20 protein-coding genes are annotated in these 21,351 nt (G+C 67.2%); 12 read left to right on the forward strand and 8 right to left on the reverse strand.

The window, feature by feature from the left end:
* Nucleotides 1–37: 37 nt before the first annotated feature.
* Together PHI64_RS11200 and PHI64_RS11205 are read right to left on the reverse strand one after the other, a co-directional pair.
* On the reverse strand, nt 38–517 hold the full coding sequence (locus PHI64_RS11200; RefSeq protein ID WP_299882640.1) for a Fur family transcriptional regulator: 480 nt from the start codon (nt 515–517) through the stop codon (nt 38–40).
* Nucleotides 514–1,911, reverse strand: a complete 1,398-nt coding sequence (locus tag PHI64_RS11205; RefSeq protein ID WP_299882642.1) for an efflux transporter outer membrane subunit — start codon at nt 1,909–1,911, stop codon at nt 514–516. Before PHI64_RS11205 ends, PHI64_RS11200 begins: the two co-directional genes overlap by 4 nt.
* 289 nt (nt 1,912–2,200) lie before the next feature.
* Here PHI64_RS11205 and bfr (PHI64_RS11210) point away from each other — a divergent pair, with 289 nt between their 5' ends.
* The gene (gene bfr, locus PHI64_RS11210) at nt 2,201–2,689 is read left to right on the forward strand and encodes a bacterioferritin (RefSeq protein WP_299882644.1); all 489 of its coding nucleotides are present in this window, start codon (nt 2,201–2,203) and stop codon (nt 2,687–2,689) included.
* Nucleotides 2,690–2,703: 14 nt separating this feature from the next.
* Nucleotides 2,704–3,177, forward strand: coding sequence for a bacterioferritin (gene bfr / locus PHI64_RS11215; protein ID WP_299882646.1), 474 nt, complete (start codon nt 2,704–2,706; stop codon nt 3,175–3,177).
* Between the two features lie 64 nt (nt 3,178–3,241).
* Here bfr (PHI64_RS11215) and PHI64_RS11220 read toward each other — a convergent pair whose 3' ends face one another.
* From PHI64_RS11220 to PHI64_RS11230, 3 genes are read right to left on the reverse strand one after another with little or no spacing between them, the layout of a single operon-like run.
* Nucleotides 3,242–5,023, reverse strand: a complete 1,782-nt coding sequence (locus PHI64_RS11220) for a hybrid sensor histidine kinase/response regulator (protein WP_299882648.1) — start codon at nt 5,021–5,023, stop codon at nt 3,242–3,244.
* On the reverse strand, nt 5,020–5,454 hold the full coding sequence (locus tag PHI64_RS11225) for a response regulator transcription factor (protein WP_299882650.1): 435 nt from the start codon (nt 5,452–5,454) through the stop codon (nt 5,020–5,022). The genes PHI64_RS11220 and PHI64_RS11225 overlap by 4 nt, the downstream gene beginning before the upstream one ends.
* The gene (locus tag PHI64_RS11230; protein ID WP_299882651.1) at nt 5,445–5,696 is read right to left on the reverse strand and encodes a hypothetical protein; all 252 of its coding nucleotides are present in this window, start codon (nt 5,694–5,696) and stop codon (nt 5,445–5,447) included. Before PHI64_RS11230 ends, PHI64_RS11225 begins: the two co-directional genes overlap by 10 nt.
* A gap of 146 nt (nt 5,697–5,842) precedes the next feature.
* Here PHI64_RS11230 and PHI64_RS11235 point away from each other — a divergent pair, with 146 nt between their 5' ends.
* On the forward strand, nt 5,843–6,223 hold the full coding sequence (locus PHI64_RS11235) for a hypothetical protein (RefSeq protein ID WP_299882653.1): 381 nt from the start codon (nt 5,843–5,845) through the stop codon (nt 6,221–6,223).
* Between the two features lie 413 nt (nt 6,224–6,636).
* On the opposite strand, the gene PHI64_RS11240 is transcribed toward PHI64_RS11235, so the two are convergent.
* Together PHI64_RS11240 and feoB are read right to left on the reverse strand one after the other, a co-directional pair.
* Nucleotides 6,637–6,894 carry a ferrous iron transport protein A gene (locus PHI64_RS11240; protein WP_299882655.1) on the reverse strand — a complete coding sequence of 86 codons (258 nt, stop codon included), beginning with the start codon at nt 6,892–6,894 and terminating at the stop codon, nt 6,637–6,639.
* A 4-nt stretch (nt 6,895–6,898) separates the two neighbouring features.
* Complete coding sequence (gene feoB, locus PHI64_RS11245) at nt 6,899–8,845, reverse strand: ferrous iron transport protein B (protein WP_299882657.1); 1,947 nt, start codon at nt 8,843–8,845, stop codon at nt 6,899–6,901.
* Between the two features lie 232 nt (nt 8,846–9,077).
* On the opposite strand from feoB, the gene PHI64_RS11250 reads away from it, so the two are divergent.
* The 9 genes from PHI64_RS11250 to PHI64_RS11290 all read left to right on the forward strand — a co-directional run bounded on the left by PHI64_RS11250 (nt 9,078) and on the right by PHI64_RS11290 (nt 19,187).
* On the forward strand, nt 9,078–9,593 hold the full coding sequence (locus tag PHI64_RS11250; protein ID WP_299882659.1) for a sigma-70 family RNA polymerase sigma factor: 516 nt from the start codon (nt 9,078–9,080) through the stop codon (nt 9,591–9,593).
* Nucleotides 9,590–10,576 carry a FecR domain-containing protein gene (locus tag PHI64_RS11255; protein WP_299882661.1) on the forward strand — a complete coding sequence of 329 codons (987 nt, stop codon included), beginning with the start codon at nt 9,590–9,592 and terminating at the stop codon, nt 10,574–10,576. The genes PHI64_RS11250 and PHI64_RS11255 overlap by 4 nt, the downstream gene beginning before the upstream one ends.
* Before the next feature lie 81 nt (nt 10,577–10,657).
* Nucleotides 10,658–13,138 (forward strand): TonB-dependent receptor, encoded by a 2,481-nt coding sequence (locus tag PHI64_RS11260; RefSeq protein WP_299882664.1) that lies wholly within the window; start codon nt 10,658–10,660, stop codon nt 13,136–13,138.
* Between the two features lie 13 nt (nt 13,139–13,151).
* On the forward strand, nt 13,152–13,454 hold the full coding sequence (locus PHI64_RS11265) for an iron transporter (protein ID WP_299882666.1): 303 nt from the start codon (nt 13,152–13,154) through the stop codon (nt 13,452–13,454).
* Nucleotides 13,451–15,061: a PepSY domain-containing protein gene (locus PHI64_RS11270; RefSeq protein WP_299882668.1), complete on the forward strand. Its 1,611-nt coding sequence runs from the start codon at nt 13,451–13,453 to the stop codon at nt 15,059–15,061. Before PHI64_RS11265 ends, PHI64_RS11270 begins: the two co-directional genes overlap by 4 nt.
* A gap of 1 nt (nt 15,062) precedes the next feature.
* The gene (locus PHI64_RS11275; RefSeq protein WP_299882670.1) at nt 15,063–15,401 is read left to right on the forward strand and encodes a DUF3325 domain-containing protein; all 339 of its coding nucleotides are present in this window, start codon (nt 15,063–15,065) and stop codon (nt 15,399–15,401) included.
* 17 nt (nt 15,402–15,418) lie between these two features.
* A complete protein-coding gene (locus tag PHI64_RS11280) occupies nt 15,419–16,039 on the forward strand; it encodes a hypothetical protein (protein ID WP_299882672.1) in 621 nt (206 codons plus the stop codon).
* Nucleotides 16,036–17,229 (forward strand): efflux RND transporter periplasmic adaptor subunit, encoded by a 1,194-nt coding sequence (locus PHI64_RS11285; RefSeq protein ID WP_299882674.1) that lies wholly within the window; start codon nt 16,036–16,038, stop codon nt 17,227–17,229. Before PHI64_RS11280 ends, PHI64_RS11285 begins: the two co-directional genes overlap by 4 nt.
* Complete coding sequence (locus tag PHI64_RS11290; protein ID WP_299882676.1) at nt 17,226–19,187, forward strand: MacB family efflux pump subunit; 1,962 nt, start codon at nt 17,226–17,228, stop codon at nt 19,185–19,187. Before PHI64_RS11285 ends, PHI64_RS11290 begins: the two co-directional genes overlap by 4 nt.
* A gap of 82 nt (nt 19,188–19,269) precedes the next feature.
* Here PHI64_RS11290 and PHI64_RS11295 read toward each other — a convergent pair whose 3' ends face one another.
* Nucleotides 19,270–21,297, reverse strand: coding sequence for a methyl-accepting chemotaxis protein (locus tag PHI64_RS11295; protein ID WP_299882678.1), 2,028 nt, complete (start codon nt 21,295–21,297; stop codon nt 19,270–19,272).
* Between the last annotated feature and the right edge of the window lie 54 nt (nt 21,298–21,351).

A 21,351-nucleotide genomic window follows, 5' to 3' on the forward strand; every position in this document is an offset into this window, starting at 1 on the left:
TACTTATCATTAATGAGCTCCAGCCCTGGCTGGGCTTTCAGGTCTCCTTCACTTCTTTCCTGCAACTATGGCAGGCCACGATGATCTCGATGTGTTCGTTCGCGATGCTGAGCCCGTTTTCCGTGGCCAGTCTGGACAGGGGCTCCGCGATGGCGTCGTTGTTCAGTGGAATGCGTTTGCCGCAGCGTCGACACACCAGGCTGGCGAGCATCCCGGGGCCGTCGGGGGGGACGAGGCGGAAGCGGGTCCTGCGCTCCGGGTCCCAGCTACGTTCGAGGAGACCGGCCGACTCGAGATCGGCAAGCACCCTGTAAACGGCCCCGATGCCGATCCGGCTGCCGGTGCCGGAAATACGCCGGAATATCTCGTCGGCGCCGAGAAAGTCGCTGTCGAGCTCCTGCAGGGCCTGGATTACCGTCAGACGCGGAGCGGTGGCACGCAACCCCGCCTGGCGCAGGCGGCTGGCCGGGTCTGGAGGATGGAGATCCGGCAGTGCGGCTGTGCGGGTGGGCGTCACGGTGCCGGTGCGCCGAGGAGGGAGAGCTGAGGGGGGCTTGAGGGCGTATGCCAGCCGCCGCCCAGAGCCCTGTAGAGATCGAGACTGGCCTGGAGTTGCGCCTTGAGCAGTTCCAGGGCGGTGTCCTGGGCAGCAAACTCGTTTCTCTGGGCATCCAGCAGGACAATGAGGTTGTCGGTGCCGGCCCGGTAGCGTGCCTCCGCGAGGCGGGTCGTGCGGCGGGCTGCCGCCAGTTCCTGCGCCTGGGCTGCTCGCTGCCTGTCGATGCCGTGAAGGGCCGCGAGGCTTCGCTCGACCTCTCCCACGGCGGCAATCACGGTGCTTTGATAGCTCGCCAGCAGTGCGGCTCGACCGGCAATGGCGGCGTCCCGTCCGGCTGCGAGGCGACCACCGTTGAAGATCGGTGCGAGGAGCGTCCCAGCAATACCGTACAGCGGTGCGTCAAGGAGGCGGGAGGGATGCTCGAAAACCGAACTCAGGCTGGCCGTGAGCGAGAGCCGGGGCAGCAGCGCCGCACGGGCCGCCGCCACGTCGGCGTCAGCCGCGGCGAGGAGTGCTTCGGCCCTGGCGATATCGGGTCGTCGGGTGAGCAGACCGGCGGGCTGCCCGGCGCGTATCGGTGGGGCCATGAGCTGTGCGGGATCGACGAATGCCAGGGACAAGGCCGCGGCTGGCCGCCCGGTGAGCACCGCCAGACGGGCCTGGGCGTCTGCACTGCCTTGCGCGAGGGCGGCCTCTTGCCGACGTTGGCTGGCAACCAGGGTTTGCTGCTGGGCGATCTCCAGCGGGCTTGCCGCACCCGCACGGCCGCGCTTTACCAGCAGGGACAGAATCTGCTCGGCCCGCGAGAGGTTGTCGGCGGCCAGGGACGCCCGGGCCCGCAAGGTCATGGCATCAAACCAGGCGGAGGCCGTCGATGCGGCCAGTGTCAGGGCGATGCTGTCCCGGTCAAAGGCGACGGCGCGGGCCCTGGCCGCCGCCGCATCCGACTCATTGCCGATGCGTCGCCACAGATCCAGCTCGTAGCTCGTCTGCAGCCCCAGGGTGTGGAGGCTGCTGCTTGCGTTGCCCCCGTCGCTCAGGGCGCCACGGCTCCTTGACATGTTGACGGTGGCGTCGAGGCTGGGTGCGAGGGCGGAGCGGGCTTGCCGGGTCAGGGCTTCAGCCTGCTGCAGGCGCGCCACCGCGGCTCCCATGTCGGGGTTGTCGCGAAGTGCCAGATCAACGACCCGGTTCAGTTCTGGCGTGCCGAACTGCGACCACCAGTCTGCCGTCGGCCATTCTGGCGTGGTGGATGGCCGGGCGTTGTGCCAGGCTACGGCTGACGGCACTGCCGCCATCTGGATTGATGGCGGCGGTGCCGTGGCGCAGGCACTGCAGACGAGTCCGAGCATCGTCACAAGGACGCTGGTCGGCCGGAAGGAGGGGGTGCTTCGAGAGAACATTGTGAGGGCTGAATGACGGTTCCAGGTTACCTGGGAGGGGCCGTTCAGGTGGTGCAGGAAGTGCACCTTCAGGCGAAGGATGGCGCTTTCGGCGATGTGTCGACAGCGCTGGATTCCGCTGTGATCCTGCGTTTTAGCCGGAATCGCAGTTGAGATTCACTCACAATCGACATGCCGGAGCTTGATCCCGGCGACAAGTGATGCCAGCCTTGAAGCCTGAGTCATTTGGAGAAGCCCCATGAAAGGCGATAAAAAGATCATTGGTATCCTCAACACCCTCCTCGCAGGTGAGCTGACCGCAGTGGACCAGTACCTGATCCATGGCGAGATGTATTCGGACATGGGCTTTGGCCGTCTGGCCGAGAAAGCGCTGCATGAGTCCGAACATGAACGTGAACATGCCCGCGCCCTGATCCAGCGCATCCAGTTTCTGGAAGGTGTGGCCATCGTAGACAAGCGCAATCCGCTGCACGTGGGCGATACGGTGCCGGCCATGCTCCAGTCCGACCTGAACCTGGAATACCACGTGGTGGGTGAGCTGAAGAAGGCCATTGCCGCGTGTGAGAAGGCCGGTGATTACGTGAGTCGCGACATGCTGCTGGTCCAGCTCGAAGACACCGAAATGGATCACGCTTACTACTTGGAAAAACAGTTGCGCCTGATCGATGCGGTCGGCCTGCCCAACTTCCTCCAGAGCCAGATGGGCTCCGGGGCTGCTGCGGCTTGAGGGAGGGATAGGGCATGAAGGGCGACAAGAAAGTCATCGGCATCCTCAACAAGGTGCTGTTCAACGAGCTGACGGCGATCAACCAGTACTTCCTGCACGCCAGGATGTTCCGCAACTGGGGTTTCGAGCGGCTCAACGACTACAACTACAAGCAGTCCATCCGCGTCATGAAGGAGGCGGACGAGATCATCGAGCGGGTGCTCTTTCTGGAAGGTCTGCCCAACCTGCAGAACCTCGGCAAGCTGATGATCGGCGAGAACGTGGGCGAGTGTCTGGGTTACGACCTCAAGTATGAGCGCGAAGTCCAGCACCCGTTGCTCAAGGAGGCTGTGGCTCTGGCCGAAGCCGAGGCCGATTTCGTCAGTCGCGACCTGCTCCAGGAACTGCTGGAGGCCTGCGAGGAAGCCATCGACTGGCTGGAAACCCAGTTGAGCCTGATCGATGTCGTGACCCTGCCGAACTACCTGCAATCGCAGATCGACGACTGACGCTCTAACCGCCCAAGCCGCAGGGCGGCCCCGCCGACGCGGGGGCGCCGCGGCACGGGCGGCTTCAGTTCACCCACTGCTCCAGGAGGCTGTAGAGCTGGGGTACCGCCACCGGTTTGCGTAGCACAAGGTAGCCGTCCTGCTCGGCCTCCTGAAGCTCGGGTGAGGCGTGCTCGCCGCTGACCATCGCGCCGCTGGCGTCGGGGCAGCGCGCAAAAAGGGCCTTCAGCACGTCCACGCCGCTTTCACCGGAGCGCAGGCGTTGGTCGCACAGGATGGCCTGGGGCTGAAACCCCCTGTCGAGATGTGCAAACGCCTCCATCGCCGACGCGGCGCAGCGCACATCGATGCCCCAGGCCTGCATGAGGCTTTGCCAGGCCGACGAAACCTGAGGATCGTCATCGATGACCAGGCAGGTGCCGGACAGCTGCCGATAGACCTGGGGCGGCCTGCCGGCCTCGATCCGGGGCGGCGAGGCCTCGGCCGAAACCGCCGGAAACTGTATCCAGAAGCGCGAACCTCGCCCCTCCACCGAATCGAAGCCGTGGGCGGCACCCATCAGCTCTGCGCAGCGCGCCACCACCGCCAGCCCGAGACCATGCCCGGCGCTGTCAATTCGCCAGGCGTGCTCGTTCCGGAAGAAGGGCGAGTAGATTCGCCCCCGGTCGGTGTTGGCCACGCCCACGCCGGTATCCCACACTTCCAGCCGCCAGTCGGGCCCGCGACGTCGGGCGCCCAGCAGCACCCCGCCCCGGGAGGTATAGCGCAGGGCGTTATGCACCAGGTTGACCAGAGACTGGCGCAGCAGCACGGGGTCGGCCAGCGCAACGCGCCGGCGCCCGGAAAAATGGATGCGCAAGGCCAGCCCCCGGCTTCTGGCCTCTTCCCGGTAGAGGATTTCCACGTCGCGCAGGAGCGTGTCGATGTCCACCTGGACCCGACTGATGTGGACCCCGCCATTCTCGATGCGCGACAGATCGAGCAGGGAATTGAACATCAGCGTCACCGAGCTGACACTGCGACGCAGGTCTTCCAGCGCCGAAAGCTGGGCGGCATCCCGGTTGCGGTGGATGATGGACTCGATCAGAAAGCCCATGGCATGCACCGGCTGGCGCAGATCGTGGCTGGCGGTGGTGAGAAACTGGCTCTTTGCCTGGAGCGCCGCTTCGGCCTCCTCCTTTGCAACGCGATAGCGCTCGGCCAGCCGCTTGCTGCTCTCTTCCAGCTCGGCATAGCGGACGAAGAAATGGTGGGAGCTCGTGGCGTGGCGGAGGATCGCCACCACGTAGAAGAGCATCAGGAAGCCGGTTGGCACCCACATCGTCGGAAAGGTCCACGGGGCGAGGACGACGCAGCCGCCCCAGGCCGTGAGGAAGAAGCGCTTGAATGTGCCGAACTCGGGGGACTGGTGGGTGGCGTTTCCGGCAACGATGGACATCTGCGTCGACACGAGCAGGAAGGCGAACTCGATCGGCACCCGGCCGGCGGTGATCAGGGACACGGTGCTGACCCCAAGGCCATGGACCAGCGCCGCCCGATGGGCGACCGGCCGCCAGCGCGTCAGCACCGCCTCGGCGGGGAGGGAGGCGCTGTCCCGTTCCAGTCTTGACTTGTTAGGGATCACCCACAGATTGCCCAGGCCGTAGGCCGCCAGCCACAGCAGCATGGCGTCGATGTCGAGGCCCAGGTGCACCATCCAGAGGATGAAGGGCACGCCTACGAAGGGCATCGCGCGAATGCCGAAGATCAGGCGCCGGAAAGCCATCTCCAGCAGGGGCAGGCGGGCCTCGGGCGACAGGACGGAGGCGGACTCATCCTTGTTGAGGCTGAAACCGCCGGGTATCAAGACTCGATCCTCCGCCCACCCATGCGCGCGATGACTTCAAGCCGGCTGGACGCGCCTAGGCGGGCCAGGATGTTGGTGACGTGCTCCTTCACGGTCTGCTCGGAAATGTGCAGATCCCGGGCAATACGCTTGTTGGGCTGGCCGCGCAGCAACATGCCCAGGATCTGACCTTGCCGTTCGGTGAGCCCCAGCTCGTGGGGGCGCAGGGGCAGTTCGCGGCGCAGGGCCGTGCCATCCGCCGGGGGGCACTCGGCAAACCAGCGCTGGCCCGCCCGCAGCGTCGCCACCGCGTGGGCAAACGTCTCGGGGCTTGCCTGCTTGTGCAGGTAGCCATCCGCGCCGGCCGACCGGGAGAGGTCCGCCAGTTTCGGGTCGTCGTCGCCGCTGACCACCAGCAGTCGGCTGTGCGGGCAACGCTGCCTCAGGGCCACGAGCAGATCGGGGCCATGCCATCGGGGAGCCAGAAATCGATCACCGCCAGCTCGGGTGGGCCGTCCAGGTCGATGCGCAGCAGGCACTCGGCGGTGCTGCGGGCAATGTGTACCCGAGGGAGCCCGCAAGCCATGGTCATGTATCCGGCAAATCCGCTGGCGACCAGCGGGTGATCGTCCACCACCAGCGCGTAGGGGCCGGCAGTGGGGGCTGGGGCGGGATCGGAGGCGCCATCTTGCATAAGGCGCAAGCCTATCAGGCTATGCAGCGGTGCCAAACCCTACCGAGGTTGGGTAGGCGGCGTATGCGCCCCGGCGGGAAGATCCGGGCCTTGAGCCATCTGGCGCCCCGGCTGCCCAGGTGGAAACGTCCAGCAAGGAACCCGCCATGTCCGCCACGTCCCGTCCCATCCGGTTTGCCGCTCTTGCCCTGGGGGCCCTGCTTGCGGGTTGCGCCGCGCAGATCGTCAAGGAAGACCATCTGAAGCAGAAAACGGCCTTTGCCCTTGGTCTGGAGCAGAACGCCTTCACCGTTTCCGACCGGGTCGATGATGGCCTCCAGACGCGCTACAGCGTGCGCACCGATGATGGCCGCCGTTTCAATTGCTACGTGGAGGGGGCTTTCGGCTTCGCCACCGGCCGCGTCGTCAGCGACGCCATCTGCAGCCAGTTGGGTGGCGGCGGCAAGCCCGCGTCCCGCCCCAAGAGCGGCGCCCCCGCTTCCGGCAGCGGCTGCAACGAGTTGCTGCGGGCCGCCGGGCGCTGTTGATCGGCCTGTCGTTCCCGTCGCCCTCAACCGAGTCACCCATGAAGCGCCTGGCAGCGCCCTGGTTTCTGGCCCTTGCCGTCCTGGCGGGCACGCCGGTGTTCATCAGCCCTATCCTCGACAAGCAGAAGGAAGCGCCCGTGTGGAGCGCCAGGCCGGATGGCCATGGGGGCCGGTCCGGATGGGCGGGGGGCGGGTCGGTGTCGAGCGGGGAGGGCGAGGGCCGCGACGCCCGATTGTTCGACGGTCGCGACTGGGGAGGGGGGCTTCGCATTGATCAAGCACCGCTGCGCTACTGGCAGCAGCTGCTTCAAGTCCTGTGCGGCCCATCCGGGTGTTCCGCCCGTCAGCATCGGGCTGCGCTGCCAGCGCGTCCCTGTTTGCAGCGGTCTTGACCCAATGGTGCCGCGGGTGTTTCAGCGCCGCACCCAGACGTGGCGGGCGACGCTGTGCTCCAGTGCCAGTTCCACTTCCTCCGCCAGGATCACCGTCATCGGCCGTTGTTGCAGCACCGTGAGCGGGCGGTTTTCGGCGAGTCCGTAGGCCGTGAGCTGTTCCCGCTGATGTGGGTCGATCTCATCCCCCAGGGAGGCCAGGCGGACTTCACTGCCGGGGGAGATGAAGGCCAGTGGTACCAGGGCCTGGTGGTCGGAGGTGGGGGTATCGTTGCTCATGGATTCACCATAGGGCGCGCAGTGCGATATTGAACAGACCGCCCACCAGGAAGGCAAAGGGGACGATGAGGGCCACCATGGTGGCCGCCGTCTTCAGGCCCTGTTCCTTCACCATCATCATCAGGCTGGCAAAGCAGGGGATGAACAGGGTGATGGTGATCATGCCGACCACGGCCTGGATCGGGCTCAGGCTGGCGCTCATGGCGAACAGGCCGGTGGCGCCGAAGTCGCGGCGCAGGAAGCCCATCACGAAGGCCGCGCTGGCCTCCGGCGGCAGGCCCAGCCAGCCCGAGACCAGGGGTTCGCCGGCACGGATGATGGCCGGGAGTACGCCAAGCTTGTCCAGGCTGAACATCAGGAAGGTGCCCACCAGGAACAGGGGGATCACCTCCACCAGATACCATTTGAGGCGTCCGGCGGTCTTCTTCAGCACGTTGCCGAAGATGGGCAGACGCATGGGCGGCATTTCGGTGACCAGCGGAATGCGCCGGCCCGGGATCAGCCGCGAGGCCAGGAAGCCCGTGAGCATCAGAACGCCAACCATGGCCAGGGCCCAGATCAGCACGGCCTTGAAGGACAGGCTGCCAAGCATGCCCAGCACCACCCCCAGCTGTGCCGAGCAAGGGATGGCCAGGGCCAGCAGGAAGGTGGTGATCAGGCGCTCCCGCGGGCTGTGCAGGATGCGCGTGGTGAGGGTGGCCATGGTCACGCAGCCCAGGCCCAGCACCATGGGCAGCACTGCCCGGCCGTTGAGGCCGATGGCGGCGAACAGGCGGTTGGCGATGACCGACAGGCGCGGCAGGTAGCCCGAATCCTCCAGCACGCCGAAGGCCAGGAAGAAGGTGGTGACGATGGGCAGGATCAGCGCCAGGGCGTAGGTCATGCCCATGGTCCACAGGCCGTACTGGCCCACCAGCAATTCGGATACCCAGCTGGCCGGGGCGATGGCCTCGATGAACTGGGTCACCGCCGGGTTGAGCACGCCTTCGAAGAGGTCTTCCTCCAGCAGGCCCACCAGGGTGGTGGCACCAAAAACACCAACAAACTCGTAAATCAGGTAAAGCACGGCCAGCAGGATGGGCAGGCCCCACACCGGGTGCACTACCGCCTGGCCGACCCGCTGGCTGAGCAGCGGGCTGCTCTTCACACTGCGGCTGACCACGCTGGTGGCCAGCACGTCGGCGGCTTCGGTGCGCTCCCGGGCCAGCAGCGTGGGCAGGTCGCCCTCCACCCGGTTGCGGGCAGCCTGGCGCAGGGCCACGAGGTGGGCGAAGTTCTGCCCGGCCTTGTCTCGCATCCAGGCGGCCACTTCGTCGTCACCGCCGAGAAACAGGATCGCCAGGCCACGGGCGGCGAGCACCGGGTGGGGGCAGTGCTCGGTGATGGCCGCGGCGACCTGTTCGATGTCCACGTCGATGGCCTTGTCGTACTGCAGAAAGCGCCGCGGCGCCCGGGCGTCGGCCAGGTGCCGGGTGAGGGCGCCGACGCCCTTGCCGTCGGTGGCCACGGTGGCCTCGACGGGCACGCCGAGCTCTTCTGACAGGGCCTTCAAATCGATGGTGACGCCGCGGGCGGCGGCCTCGTCGTGCATGTTGAGAGCCAGCACCAGGGGCACATTCAGCTCAGCCAGCAGAGCCGTCAGGGTGAGGGTGCGGCGCAGGTTCTTGGCGTCGCCCACCTGCAGCAGGGCCCGGGTCGGTTCGTTGAGCAGGGCCCGCACGGTGGTGCGCTCGTCATCGCTGCGGGAAGGCAGGGACAGCACCCCCGGGGTATCAAGGAGGGCCGCGTCCCGGTCGAAGCGGGCGCTGGCCCGGGTGACCTCGACAGTGGTGCCCGGATAGTTGGAGACGTTGACGTAGGCGCCGGTCAGGCGGTGGAAGAGGACTGACTTGCCGACGTTGGGGTGGCCGACCAGCAGGTAGGTGCCGGGGATGCTGAGGGTTCCGCTCATGCTCTGCAGGGAAGGGGCGAGATCGTGGCTCGGGAGACAGGATCATACCTTACTTTGAAAACGCAAATCATTCGCGTTATTGCGCGATGGCAAGATGATGGGCAGCACGGCCCTGCTGCAGCGCGTGGGTTTGACGCCCCTCGTGGAAGCAAAGATAATGAGAACCATTATCAAATCAAGCCAGCCATGCCCGCCTGCGGCTAGCCAGCGAGCCCGTTGCCTGGAGGCTCCCGTGAGCACCGTTACACAAACCGAAGTCGTCACCGAGCTCTACCGCGCGCACCATGGCTGGCTGAATGGCTGGTTGCGCCGCCGTCTGGGCAATGCCAGTGATGCGGCCGATCTGGCCCAGGATGCCTTCCTGCGGGTGATCCGTGCGCGTAACGCCGATCTTGTCGTCGAGCCGCGCCATTACCTTGCCACCATTGCCAAGGGGCTGGTTGTCGATCTGTTCCGGCGGCGCAGTCTGGAGAGCCAGTATCTTGAGCTGTTGGCGCAGCAGCCGGAGCAGGAGTGGCCGTCTCCCGAGACCCGGGCGCTGGTCGTCGAGGCCTTGATGGAAATTGACCGGATGCTCGACGGGCTGGGCCCCCGGGTCAAGCAGGCCTTCCTGCTGGCCCAGTGCGATGGCTTGACCTATCCGGAGATCGCTGCCCGGCTTGAGATATCCCTGCGCACGGTGAACAACTACATGGCCCGTGCCATGGAGCATTGTTGTCTCTACCAGCTGCAGCAGGCGGGCGAATGACGTCCCTGGCCCCGATCCTGGCCCGCGATGACCGGGAGGCCATTCGCGCCGCAGCCGAATGGTATGCGCGCCTGGGCTCCGGTGCCGCCGGGGATGGTGCGACCGAGGCCTGGCAGGCTTGGCTGGCGGCGTCTGAGCTGCATCGACGGGCCTGGATGCAGGTGGAACAGGTTTGTGGGCAGTTCAGCCGTGTTCCTGGCCCCCTTGCCGGGCAGGCCCTGCGTGGTGGTGGTGGAAGCCATCGGCGTGCCGTGCTGTGCAGTCTGCTCCTTGCCGGGATCGCGGCGCCCCTGGCCTGGCAGCTGGGGCACAGCATGCCATGGCGGGTCTGGCAGGCCTCCCGCCAGACCCGGGTCGGCGAGCGCCGTCCCTTTACCCTGGACGACGGCAGCCTGCTGGTGATGGATACCGACAGCGCCCTCGACGTCGTCTTCGATGCCAGTCAGCGTCTGATTCATCTCCATCGGGGGCGTGTCCTGATTGCCACCGCCCGGGATGCCGGTGCGGCGGCAGGCGAGGTGGGGCGTCCATTCCGGGTCCGTACCGGGCATGGGCTGGTGGAAGCTCTGGGCACCCGCTTTACGGTACGCACCCAGGCCGATCTCAGCCAGGTGGCCGTAATCGAGGACAGGGTGCGGGTCATGCAGAACGGGGGCGCGGGTGAGGGCATCCTTGTAGGTGCCGGTCAGCAGCTGGATTTCGGCTTGTCCGCCAGCGCCGTCCCCGAGCTTTCGGGGCCGGCCACGGCCGCGTGGGTGACCGGCAGCCTGGTTGCCGTCGACATGCCCCTCGGCGAGTGGGTGGCCGAACTCGGGCGCTACCGCCGAGGCGTCCTGCGCTGCGACCCGGCTGTTGCCGGCTTGCGGGTCTCGGGCGCCTTCCCCCTCGACGACACGGATCGTGCACTGCAGTTGCTGGCAGACACCTTTCCTGTCCGCCACGTCTGGCGCACCCGCTACTGGGTGTCCATCGAAGCCGCCTGATTTTTTTCACCGGCAGGTGCACTGTTGCGGGGTCTGCTTCGGCCCCCGGGTAGAACCACCCCATCTACTCGAGTGAAATCCATGCCGAATCGCCTTCAAGCCCACTCCCGCGCCTCTCGTCGTGCTCCTGTCAGGGTCCTGCGTGGCACCGTACTTGGCCTGACGGCCATCGGATTCGTTCCTGCTCCCCAGGCCTTTGCAGCAGAGGGCGGGGTGCCGGTGGTCAAGGAGCAGGCCCGGGAGTTCGCCATTCCGGCGGGCGCCCTGAGCAGTGTGCTGGCCCGCTTTGCCGCCGACGCGGGCGTCGCCCTGTCCTTCGACGCCGCCGGTTTGCGCCAGCTTCAATCCCCCGGGCTCAAGGGGCGCCATACCATCCAGCAAGGCTTCGACAGGCTGCTTGCCGAGTCTGGCCTGCACGCCGTGAGCCAGGGGCGTGGCGACTATCGGCTGGAGCCCTTGCCCCGGCCATCCGCCGACGGCACCACCCTCCAGGCGGTCACGGTGCGGGCAAACGCGCTGGCCGACGCGGTGACCGAGGGCAGTGGCTCCTACACCAGCGGCGGTCCAATGCAGACGGCCACCCGGCTCCCCCTGTCGATCCGCGAAACGCCCCAGTCGGTGTCGGTGATCACCCGCCAGCAGATGGACGACCAGGGCCTGATCCAGCTCGCCGACGTGGTGCGCCAGACGGCGGGCCTGACCCTGAGCCAGGCCGGCAACCTGGGTTCCGATTCCAGCCCCATCTACTCCCGTGGTTTCCAGGTGGAGAACTACATGGTGGATGGCATCGGCCACCTGCACAGCAACTACAGCAGCATCTACCAGAGCAATGACATGGTGTTGTACGACCGGGTCGAAGTGGTGCGCGGGGCCACCGGGCTGATGAACGGCATCGGTTTGCCCAGTGCCACCATCAACCTGATCCGCAAGCGCCCCACCCGGGAGATGCAGGGCAGCGTGCGGGTCGAGGCCGGTTCGTGGGAGCATCGCCGCGCCGAGGCCGACGTGTCGCTGCCCATCGAAGAGGAGGGGCGTCTGCGCAGCCGCTTTGTCGCCGCCATGCAGGAAAACGGCTCTTACATCGATCGGCTGCAGGAGCGGAAGAAGATCTTGTATGGCGTCTTCGAGGCCGATCTGACGCCCTCCACGCTGGCGGCTTTCGGGCTGACCTATCAGGAGCACGAGGCCACCGGCCATACCCGGGGCGGACTGCCGCTGTTTTACTCCGACGGTACGCGTACCCGCTGGAAGCGCTCCGATTCGGCCGCCGCCGACTGGGCCTATTCCAGCCGCGAGAGCCTGGCCCTGTTCGCCTCCCTGGAACATCGTTTCGATAACGAATGGGTGCTCAAGGGGGTCTATTCCCACGACCGAACCCGCTTTGACGAGCAGCTCGGCTATGCGGCCGGCGGCTACCCCGACAGGATCACCGGTGTGGGCATCAACCTCTATGGCGGGCGCTGGGCCGGTCAGCCCATCCAGAACAGTTTCGATCTGAGTGCCCGTGGCCCCTTCACTGCGTTCGGGCGCAAGCACGATGTGGCACTGGGGGCCACCGTGTCCCACACCCTGCAGGATTCCGAGGCCCACCACCTGTGGTACATCCTGCCGATTGGAGACATCCGCCGCTGGAATGGCAGCACGCCGGTCCGGCCCGACAGCTCCGTCAAGGGCGACTTCAACTACAGCGAATACACCCGCAGCGCCTATGCCACTGCGCGCCTGCGCATCACCGATCCCTTGTCCCTGATCATCGGCGGGCGCACCACCAGTTGGGGCGACAAGACGTTCAGCAGCAACTACGCCACGGGGGTCAGTTCCAGCGAGCGGCGTGAATGGGGCGACCGCTTCACGCCCTACGTGGCACTGGTCCATGAGATCGACCGCCAATGGTCTGTGTATGGCAGCTTCACCAACATCTTCAAGCCCCAGAGCAACAAGAGCGTCACCGGTGCGTCCCTGGACCCGCTGCTCGGTGATGCCTACGAACTGGGGATGAAGGGGGAACTCCAGGGTGGCCGGCTCAATGTGGCCGCTGCGGTGTACAAGATCCAGCAGGACAATTTTGCCGTGGCCCTGCCCGGTGTGCTGGCACCGGACGGTTCCCAGGCGTATCGGGCGGCGTCCGGAACCCAGACGCGGGGCTTCGAGGTGGAGGCCAACGGCCAGATTGCCCGCAACTGGCAGGCAGCCTTCGGCTTCTCGCGCAACATGACTCAGGATCGCGATGGTGCACTGCTCAACACCAACGTGCCCCAGAACACCTTGAAGCTGTTCACTACTTACCGCATGCCCACGGTGGGCAAGGGCCTGCGTGTCGGTGGCGGGGTGCGCTGGCAGAACCAGACGTGGACCGATTTCCCCCGCGTGACCGGTTCGCCCCGGGTGACCCAGGGCAGCTACGCGCTGGTGGACCTGACGGCCCACTACACCATTGCCAAACAGCTCACCGCGTCGATCAACCTCTACAACCTGTTCGACAAGACCTATCAGACCACGTCCTCGTCGTCCTACTACGGCGAACCGCGCAGCCTGCGGGTCGGCCTGACCTACCTGTTCTGAACCGGGAGTGACCATGAATCCTCCTTCCCTGGCTCCTCGCGCCGCTCCCGCCGTGCTGTCGCGGGTACTCGCGGCGATCTTCGGAGGCTATCTGATGGCCTCCATGGCAGTCGTCCTGCTCAGCCACCTGCTGCCTTCATCGTTGCCCGAAGCGGTACTGGGGGCGACCCTGTTCGGCTTCGCCTTTCATGTGGCCGCCGTGATCGGTGTATTTGCCGCCGCCAGCGCCCGGCGGGCCTGGGCCCTCCTGCTGGGGTCGAGTGCCTTGATGGGGGCGCTGGCGGGGCTTCTCGAACTGCTGGGAGCACAGCCATGAAGGCCGGTTTCCGTCAATCCATGGCCTGGCTGCACACCTGGGGCGGCCTGTGGTTCACCTGGATCCTGTTTGCCATTTTCCTCACCGGAACCCTGGGCGTGTTCGACGACGCCATCTCCCACTGGATGCGTGACAAGGGGCGGGCCGAGGCGGAAGCGCCCCTCAGTGCCGAGGCGCGTGCCGAGGCGGTGCGCACCGCCCAGGCCTTCCTGGCCGGAGAGGCGCCCCGTGCCGACTTCTGGAGCATCGGCCTGCCCGCCGAGGATGACCCGGCCTTGCGCGTGTCCTGGCGTGAGCACGACGACGGGCCTGTGCAGCGCCGGCGTCTTGACCCGGCCAGCGGTGAGGTGATGCCTGCTTCCCTGACACGCGAGACGGAAGGCGGGCACCACTTCGTGCACATGCACTTTGAATTTCACGCCGGCACGGCCGGTATCTGGGTGGTCGGGATCGCTACCCTGGCCATGCTGGTGGCCCTGGTTTCGGGCATCGTGGTGCACAAGAAAATCTTCACCGACTTCTTCACCTTCCGGCCCGGCAAGGGCCAGCGCTCCTGGCTGGATGGGCACAACGCCCTGGGGGTGCTGACCTTGCCATTCCTGTTCATGATCACCTACACCGGCCTGACCATCTTCTGGGCCACCTACATGCCAGCCGGTATCGTGGCCCGCTATGACGGCAGCCGGGAGGCCTTCTTCAGCGCCCTCACCGAAGGCCCGGCGCCGCGCCCTGAACAGCATGTGGCCGCCGACATGGTCCCCATGGCGCCCTTGCTCGCCGTGGCCGAGCAGGCGCTGGCCCGGGAGGCGGCCTTTGTTTCGGTCAGTCATCCCGGCGATCGCAGTGCGGCGATGCGGGTGTTCGGGCGTTTTGATCCCGACGCCGACAGCGATCGCCTGGTGGGCCGCAGCAGTGGCCGGGTACAGTTTGATGCTGTCACCGGCGAGCTGCTTGACGTGCAGCGCCCCAACACCACCCGGGGTGGCCAGGTGCTGGCGGTTCAGCGCACCATGAACGCCCTGCACTTCGTGCGCTTCGGCGGCGAGCCGATGAAGTGGCTGTACTTCATCAGCGGCATGGCCGGCTCGGCGATGCTGGCCACTGGCGCGATCCTCTTCATGGTCAAGCGCCGGCGCCGCAGTGGTGACGAGTTCGGCTCCGCCACGCCGCGGGTCCTGCAGATCATCGAGGCCCTCAATGTGGCCGGCATCGTCGGCCTGGGCCTGAGCTGCGTGGCCTACCTGTGGATCAACCGCCTGCTGCCCCTCGGGATCGAGGAGCGGGCTGCCTGGGAGATCCGCCTGTTCTTCGCCGTGTGGCTCCTCACCCTGGTCCATGCCAGCCTGCGCCCACCGATGCGGGCCTGGCGGGAGCAACTGGCGGCCGCGGCATTGCTCTGCCTCGGGCTGCCCCTGGTGAACGTGTTGAGTACCGGTGACCACCTGTTCGCGGCCCTGTCGCGGGGGGATGGAGAGAGTGCCGGCGTCGAGCTGACGAGCCTTGCTTTCGGCATCGTGTTTGCCCTGGCGTGGGTGCGTCTCGGCGCCAGGTTGCGTGCCGGTGCCGCAGGCCGGCAGGCCCCTGGTCACGCGGTGGAGGGCCTCTGACATGGTGAGCGGTGTTTCCATCATGACGGGCCTGCTGTTGTGCCACGCCGCCCTGACCGGGCTGTGCCTGGCCATGGATCGGCACCACACCCAGGTTCTCGGCCGCAAGCCCGGCACCCGCCTGGCCAGAGCCTTGCGTGCTGCCGGCTGGGGGCTGCTCGGTCTGGCCTTGTGGTACTGCGGGCGTAGCTGGGGCTGGGCCATCGGGCCGGTGGCCTGGTTCGGGCTGCTTTCCGCGGGGGCTTTGATCCTGGTGTTTTCGCTGCCCTATGCCCCCCGCGCCCAGGCCCGGCTGGCCCTGTTCAGCCTGACCGGCGCTGTGGTGTTGATGTTGTCCTGACCTGGAGCGAATCCCAAATGATCTTATTCAAACATGCGGCACGGGTCGCGGTGGCTGCGCTCGCCCTCTTGGCTGCGTCCGGCGCCCGGGCCGACTACGTATGGATCGAGCCCGCCGGTGCGGGCGCCCGGATACTTGTCGGCGAGATCGGGGCGCCCCGGCCGCTTGCCCTGCATGGGGCCAAGATCCTGGCCGCATCCGGCAAGGCGGTGGACGCACCCGCCCAGGGTGCGCGCTGGGATCTTCCCGTCGTTCCGCCAGGTGATCTGCGCTTCTCCGCCCGGGCTGAAGCCGTTGCCGGCACCCTTGAGTTCCTCCACGCCCGTAGTGGCCGCCACGACACCCGCGCCGGAAACGATCTGGAACTGGTGCCCACTCAAAGAGGGGGCTCGACCTTCCGCCTGTTCTGGAAAGGCGAGGCCGTCAGCGCCTCCCAGGTTCGGGTAAGTACCTCGGCCGGCTGGAACAAGACGCTGCGCCCGGCGGAGGATGGTAGCGTGACCCTGGATACGCCCATTCCCGGGCTGTACGTGCTGGTGGTGTCCGCGCGAATGGATGGCGGGGCCGCAGTCGTGGATGGCAAGCGCTACAACGAGGTCCGGCACACCGCGACCCTGAGCTTTTGGGAGGGGGAATGACAGGCGCCAACGTGCGCCGGCACCTGCCGTCGCGCCGGCTGGTGGGCGTCGCTGCCGTGCTTGTGGCGCTGCTGGTGAGCGTCTGGTGGACGTCGCGTCCTGAGGTGGAGTACGAGACCGTGGGAGTGACCCGGGGTGACATCGAAGCCACGGTCACCGCCATCGGCACCCTCGAACCCCGCCGCTACGTGGATATCGGTGCCCAGGTGTCGGGGCGGATCACCCGCTTGCATGTGCAGCCCGGCAGCGCGGTGGGCAGGGGCGATCTGCTGGTGGAGATCGACCCCAGTGTGCAGCGGGCCACCGTCGAGGCGGGGCGGGCGGCGTTGGCCGGGCTGCATGCCCAGCTGGCCGAGCAGCAGGCCCAGCTGCAACTGGCGATCCGGCAGCAGGCACGCCAGCAGCAACTTGTCCGCGATGAGGCGACCCGCCAGGAGGATGTGGACAGCGCCGACGCCAGTCTGGCGATGGCGCGGGCGCGGGTGGACAGCCTGAAGGCGCAGATCCGCCAGACCCAGGCCACCCTGCAGGCCGACGAGGCCCGCCTGGGCTATACCCGCATCGATGCCCCCATGGCCGGGACGGTGGTCAGCATCGAGGCGAGGGAGGGACAGACCCTCAACGCCACCTATCAGACACCCCACATCCTGCGCGTCGCAGACCTGTCCGGCATGACCGTATGGACCGAGGTGTCGGAGGCGGACGTGCGTCAGGTCAAGCCGGGGCAGACCGTCTACTTCACCACCCTGGGGGGGCACGGCGCCGCGCAGCCCCGGCGCTGGAGCGGCTCGGTGCGTCAGATTCTGCCGGCACCTCGTCCGGCTGCGGTGACGCAAGGGGCGTCGGCCCAGCCGGCGGCCAGCAAGGCCGTGGCCTACACGGTCCTGTTCGATGTGGACAATGCCGATGGCGAGCTGATGCCCCAGATGACCGCCCAGGTCAGCATCGTGACGGCCGCCGCCAGGGGCCATCTGCATGCGCCCCTGGCGGCCCTGGAGCCGGTGTCTGGGGTGGCCGACCGATTCATGGCCCGGGTCCGCATGCCAGACGGCGCGATCGAGCGGCGTGAGGTGGTGGCCGGCGTGCGCAATCGTCACCAGGTCGAGGTGCGTACAGGGCTTGCCGAAGGGGAGGCTCTGGTGCTTGCCGAGCGTCGGCGCGACGGTGGTCTGCGGAGATTCACCTGGTGAGCGATGTGTCTCGTCCCCTGATCGCCCTGAGTGGCCTGTGCAAGACCTACGGTGGTGGCGAACAGCCTCTGGTGGAGGTGCTCCGGGGCATCTCGCTGGACATCCACGCCGGCGAATTTGTCGCCATCGTCGGTGCTTCGGGCTCGGGCAAGTCCACACTGATGCACATCCTGGGCTGCCTGGACCGGCCCACCTCTGGCCGCTACCTCTTCTCCGGGCAGGACGTGGCCGACTTCGACGCGGATCGCCTGGCCTGGCTGCGGCGTGAAGCCTTCGGCTTCGTCTTCCAGGGCTACCACCTGATCCCCAGCGAGACCGCCCGGGAGAACGTCGAAGTGCCCGCTGTCTATGCCGGCATGTGTGAGGCTGAGCGGTCGGCGCGAGCCACCGCCCTGCTCGAACGGCTCGGGCTCGGCTCGCGCCTGGACAACCGTCCCCGGCAGTTGTCCGGCGGCCAGCAGCAACGGGTGTCGATTGCCCGGGCCCTGGTCAATGGCGGGCGCATCATCCTGGCCGACGAGCCCACCGGCGCCCTCGACTCCCGCAGCGGGGCCGAGGTCATGACCCTGCTGGCGGAACTGGCGGAGGCCGGACACACCGTCATCCTGATCACCCACGACCACCGGGTGGCGGCCCAGGCCCGCCGGGTGATCGAGATCCAGGATGGACGGATCGTTGCCGATTCGGGCGTGCCGGCGCCTTCTGCCCAGGGCGAGACTCCACCGGAGCTGCCCGACGCGCCGCCGGGCAGGACGGGTGCCGGGATCTGGCGTGCCGAACTGCGCGAGGCCGCTCGCAGTGCCTGGCGTGGCATGCGCATGAACCGCGGGCGCACCGGGCTGACCCTGCTCGGCATCGTCATCGGTGTGGCATCGGTGATCGCCATGCTGGCCATCGGGGAAGGAGCGCGACAGAAGGTGGCCACCCAGATGGGCAGCATGGGTGCCACCATCATGTACATGGGCAGCCGTCCTCCCCCCAGCGGTGGCCCCGCCGGGGTTGTCACCGAGGAAGACCTCGCCGCCCTCGCGGCCCTGCCCGAGGTGGCCAGGGTGATGCCGGTGATTGGTGATCCGATCTCGGTCCGCCATGGCAACGTGGAGCGCAATCTGTACGTCTTCGCCGGCACCGCCGCCATGCCGCAAATGCACCACTGGCCCATTGCCGCCGGGCGTTTCTTCAGTGACCAGGAAGACCGTGATCTGGCGCCCCTGGTGGTGCTCGGCCACAAGGCGCGGGAGAACTTCTTCCCCGATGGGGCCGACCCCACCGGTCGGCATCTGCTGATCGGCACGGCCCCCTTCGAGGTGATCGGCGTGATGGCCGAGCGCGGTGCCGAGTCCGGCAGCCAGGACTACGACGATATGGTCTTCATCCCCTATCGCGCCGGTCGTGCCCGGGTCTATCGGGCCCAGACCCAGCCCGACTACACGGTCATCGAAGCCGCCGGGGCGGAGCAGGTGCTGGCGGCCGAGCAGGCCATCCGCCGGCTTCTGCTGGAGCGGCATGGGCGGGAGGATTTCGGCATCGGCAACGCCGCGGCCAAGCTGCAGGCCGAGATGGAGACCCGCGAGGCGATGACCATGATGCTGGGCCTGATTGCCGCCGTGTCCCTGGTGGTGGGGGGCATCGGCGTGATGAACGTGATGCTGATGACGGTGCGCGAGCGGACCAGGGAGATCGGCATCCGCATGGCCACCGGTGCTCGCCAGCGGGACATCCTGCGCCAGTTCCTGACCGAGTCGGTGTTGCTGACGGTGGTGGGCGGGGGGCTGGGGGTGGTGGCAGGGCTAGGTGTCGGGACGCTCCTCATCCTGTGGCAGGTGCCGGTGATCTTCTCGCTGAGTGCCATGCTCGGCGCCTTTGCCTGCGCCGTCATCACCGGCCTGCTGTTTGGCTATCTCCCCGCCCGCCAGGCTGCGCGCCTGGACCCGGTAGTGGCGCTGGCTGGCGAGTAGCGCGTGGCGGATCGAGAAGGGCACCTGGCGGTTGAGTGAATTCGACCCCACGGAACGCCCGGGCCCTTCCGTGGGGCAGGCCTCAGCTCAGCCGGAAGCGCCCGATGTCCTGCTCCAGACGTACCGCCAGGTCCTTCAGCTGCTGGGCGGTCCGGGCCGATGCCTGGGAGCTGACACTGTTGCTCTCGGCCATCTGGGCAATGCCTTCGACCTGCCGGGCGATCTCGGTGCTGGCGGCGCTCTGCTCGCCGAGGGCGTCGCTGATCTCGTTGATGGCATTGACGGTGCGCCCGGCTCCAGTGTGGATGAGCGCAATGGCGGTGCCGGCCTGGCTGGCCCGGTCGACGCCCTCACCGACCCGCTCGACACCTTCTTCCATGGCCAGCACGGCATGCTGGGCGCCTTCCTGGATGCCGCCGATCATGCTGGCGATTTCCTGGGTGGACTGGGTGGTGCGCTCGGCCAGCTTGCGCACTTCGTCGGCCACCACGGCAAAGCCACGCCCCTGTTCGCCAGCGCGGGCGGCTTCGATGGCGGCGTTGAGGGCCAGCAGGTTGGTCTGGTCGGCGATTTCCTTGATGGTGCCGACGATGGTCGAGATCTGGGAGGACTGGTCGCCGAGCTTGCGGATGATGCCGGCGGAGCGCTTCACCACCTCGGAGATGCGGCCGATGTCATCGACGGTCTGGCGCACCACTTCGCTGCCTTCGGTGGACAGCTGTCCGGCGTGGGTGGCTTCGGTCTGGGCATCGCGGGCGTTGGAGGCGATGTGGTTGATGCCGACCGTCATCTCTTCCACGGCGGCGGCCATGGCGCTGGCAGCGTCGCTCTGGTGGGCTGAACCCCGGGCCACGTCGCTGGAAGAGCTGGCCAGCTGATCGGCCGCAGCCGACAGGTCGTCGGCCGTCTTGCGAGCGCCCTGGAGCAGCTGGGAGATGGATTCGCCCATGCGGTTGAAGGCGCCGGCGACGCGCTGCAGCTCGTCGCGGGTAGCGAGTTCGACCTGCACGGTGAGGTCGCCGTCGGCCACCTTCTCGGCATTGCTGGCCAGGTTGGCCACGGCTCCGCCGATGGCCGAGGCGACGGCGGCGAGGAGGTAGGTGACCAGCACGGCGATACCGATGGCCGCGGCCGCCGACAGGGTGAAGGTGCGCATCAGGCGTGAGTCACGTTCTGCCAGCAGGCCTTCAAGTTCAGGGATGAAATGGTCGAAGGCGCCCTTGTAGAGGGCGTCGATGGTCGTGGTGGAGCGCTGCACCCACTCGGCTGCCGGGGTTTCGTAGCGGCTGGGGAGGATGTCATTGCGGGCCACGCCGGTCAGCCAGGTGAGGTGGGGGTCGGCTTCCTGCTTCAGGGCGGTGGTGCTGGCGACGATATCCGGATGGCCTTCGCTGGCGCGATGGAGTTTTTCAATGGCCTTCTGGTATTCGATTTCGGCGGTGGCCATCAGCACGGTCAGGTCTTCCTTTTCCTGATCACTGCCGGCCTTTTTGCTGAGCAACTGGTTGCCGGCCGCACGCATCTTGCCGATTTTCTCGATCAGCTCCGGCAGGGCATCGAAGGTTGCGTCGATCATGTAGAAGGAGCCGGCTTCGGGGTCGAGCAGCAGGTCGGATGCGGTGATCACCGCCCCGATGTGGGCCAGCAGCGCTTCAATCACCTTGTGGTGGGCGGCGCGGCTGGCGGCGGCGTCCAGGCTGCCACCGGTGAGAAGCAGGTTTTTCCAGTCCTTGCGCAGGCTGGCCAAGCCGGGGGCGGTGCCGCTGAGGGCGGGGGTGGCTGCCAGGGCCGAGTCGGCCTTGTCGAGCCAGCTGTCGGCCTGGGCCGCAGTTTCGTCGGCCCGGGCTTTCAGCTCGGGCTTGCCGGACAGCACGCTGACCATCTGGCCCCGGTGCTGCTGGATCATCTGCACGGCGTGCAGGGTGGGTACCAGAGCGGCTACGCCGGCCTGCTCGTTACGGGTGTGGCGGATTTCGCTCCACAGGGTGGTGCCCAGCGATCCGCCGAGGCTGGCCAGGGCGATGAGCACACAGAAGATGATGACGGCGAACTTGCCGCGGAAGCTCAAACGGTTGAGCAATGCCACAGCGGGGGCAAGGAGCATGTGCATGGGAATACCTGCTGACGTGTTGCAAGGGCTTGGTCCGCTCGGTGCGGGCCTTGC

It is taken from the genome of Zoogloea sp. (genome assembly GCF_028689785.1).
Taxonomy (GTDB): domain Bacteria; phylum Pseudomonadota; class Gammaproteobacteria; order Burkholderiales; family Rhodocyclaceae; genus Zoogloea.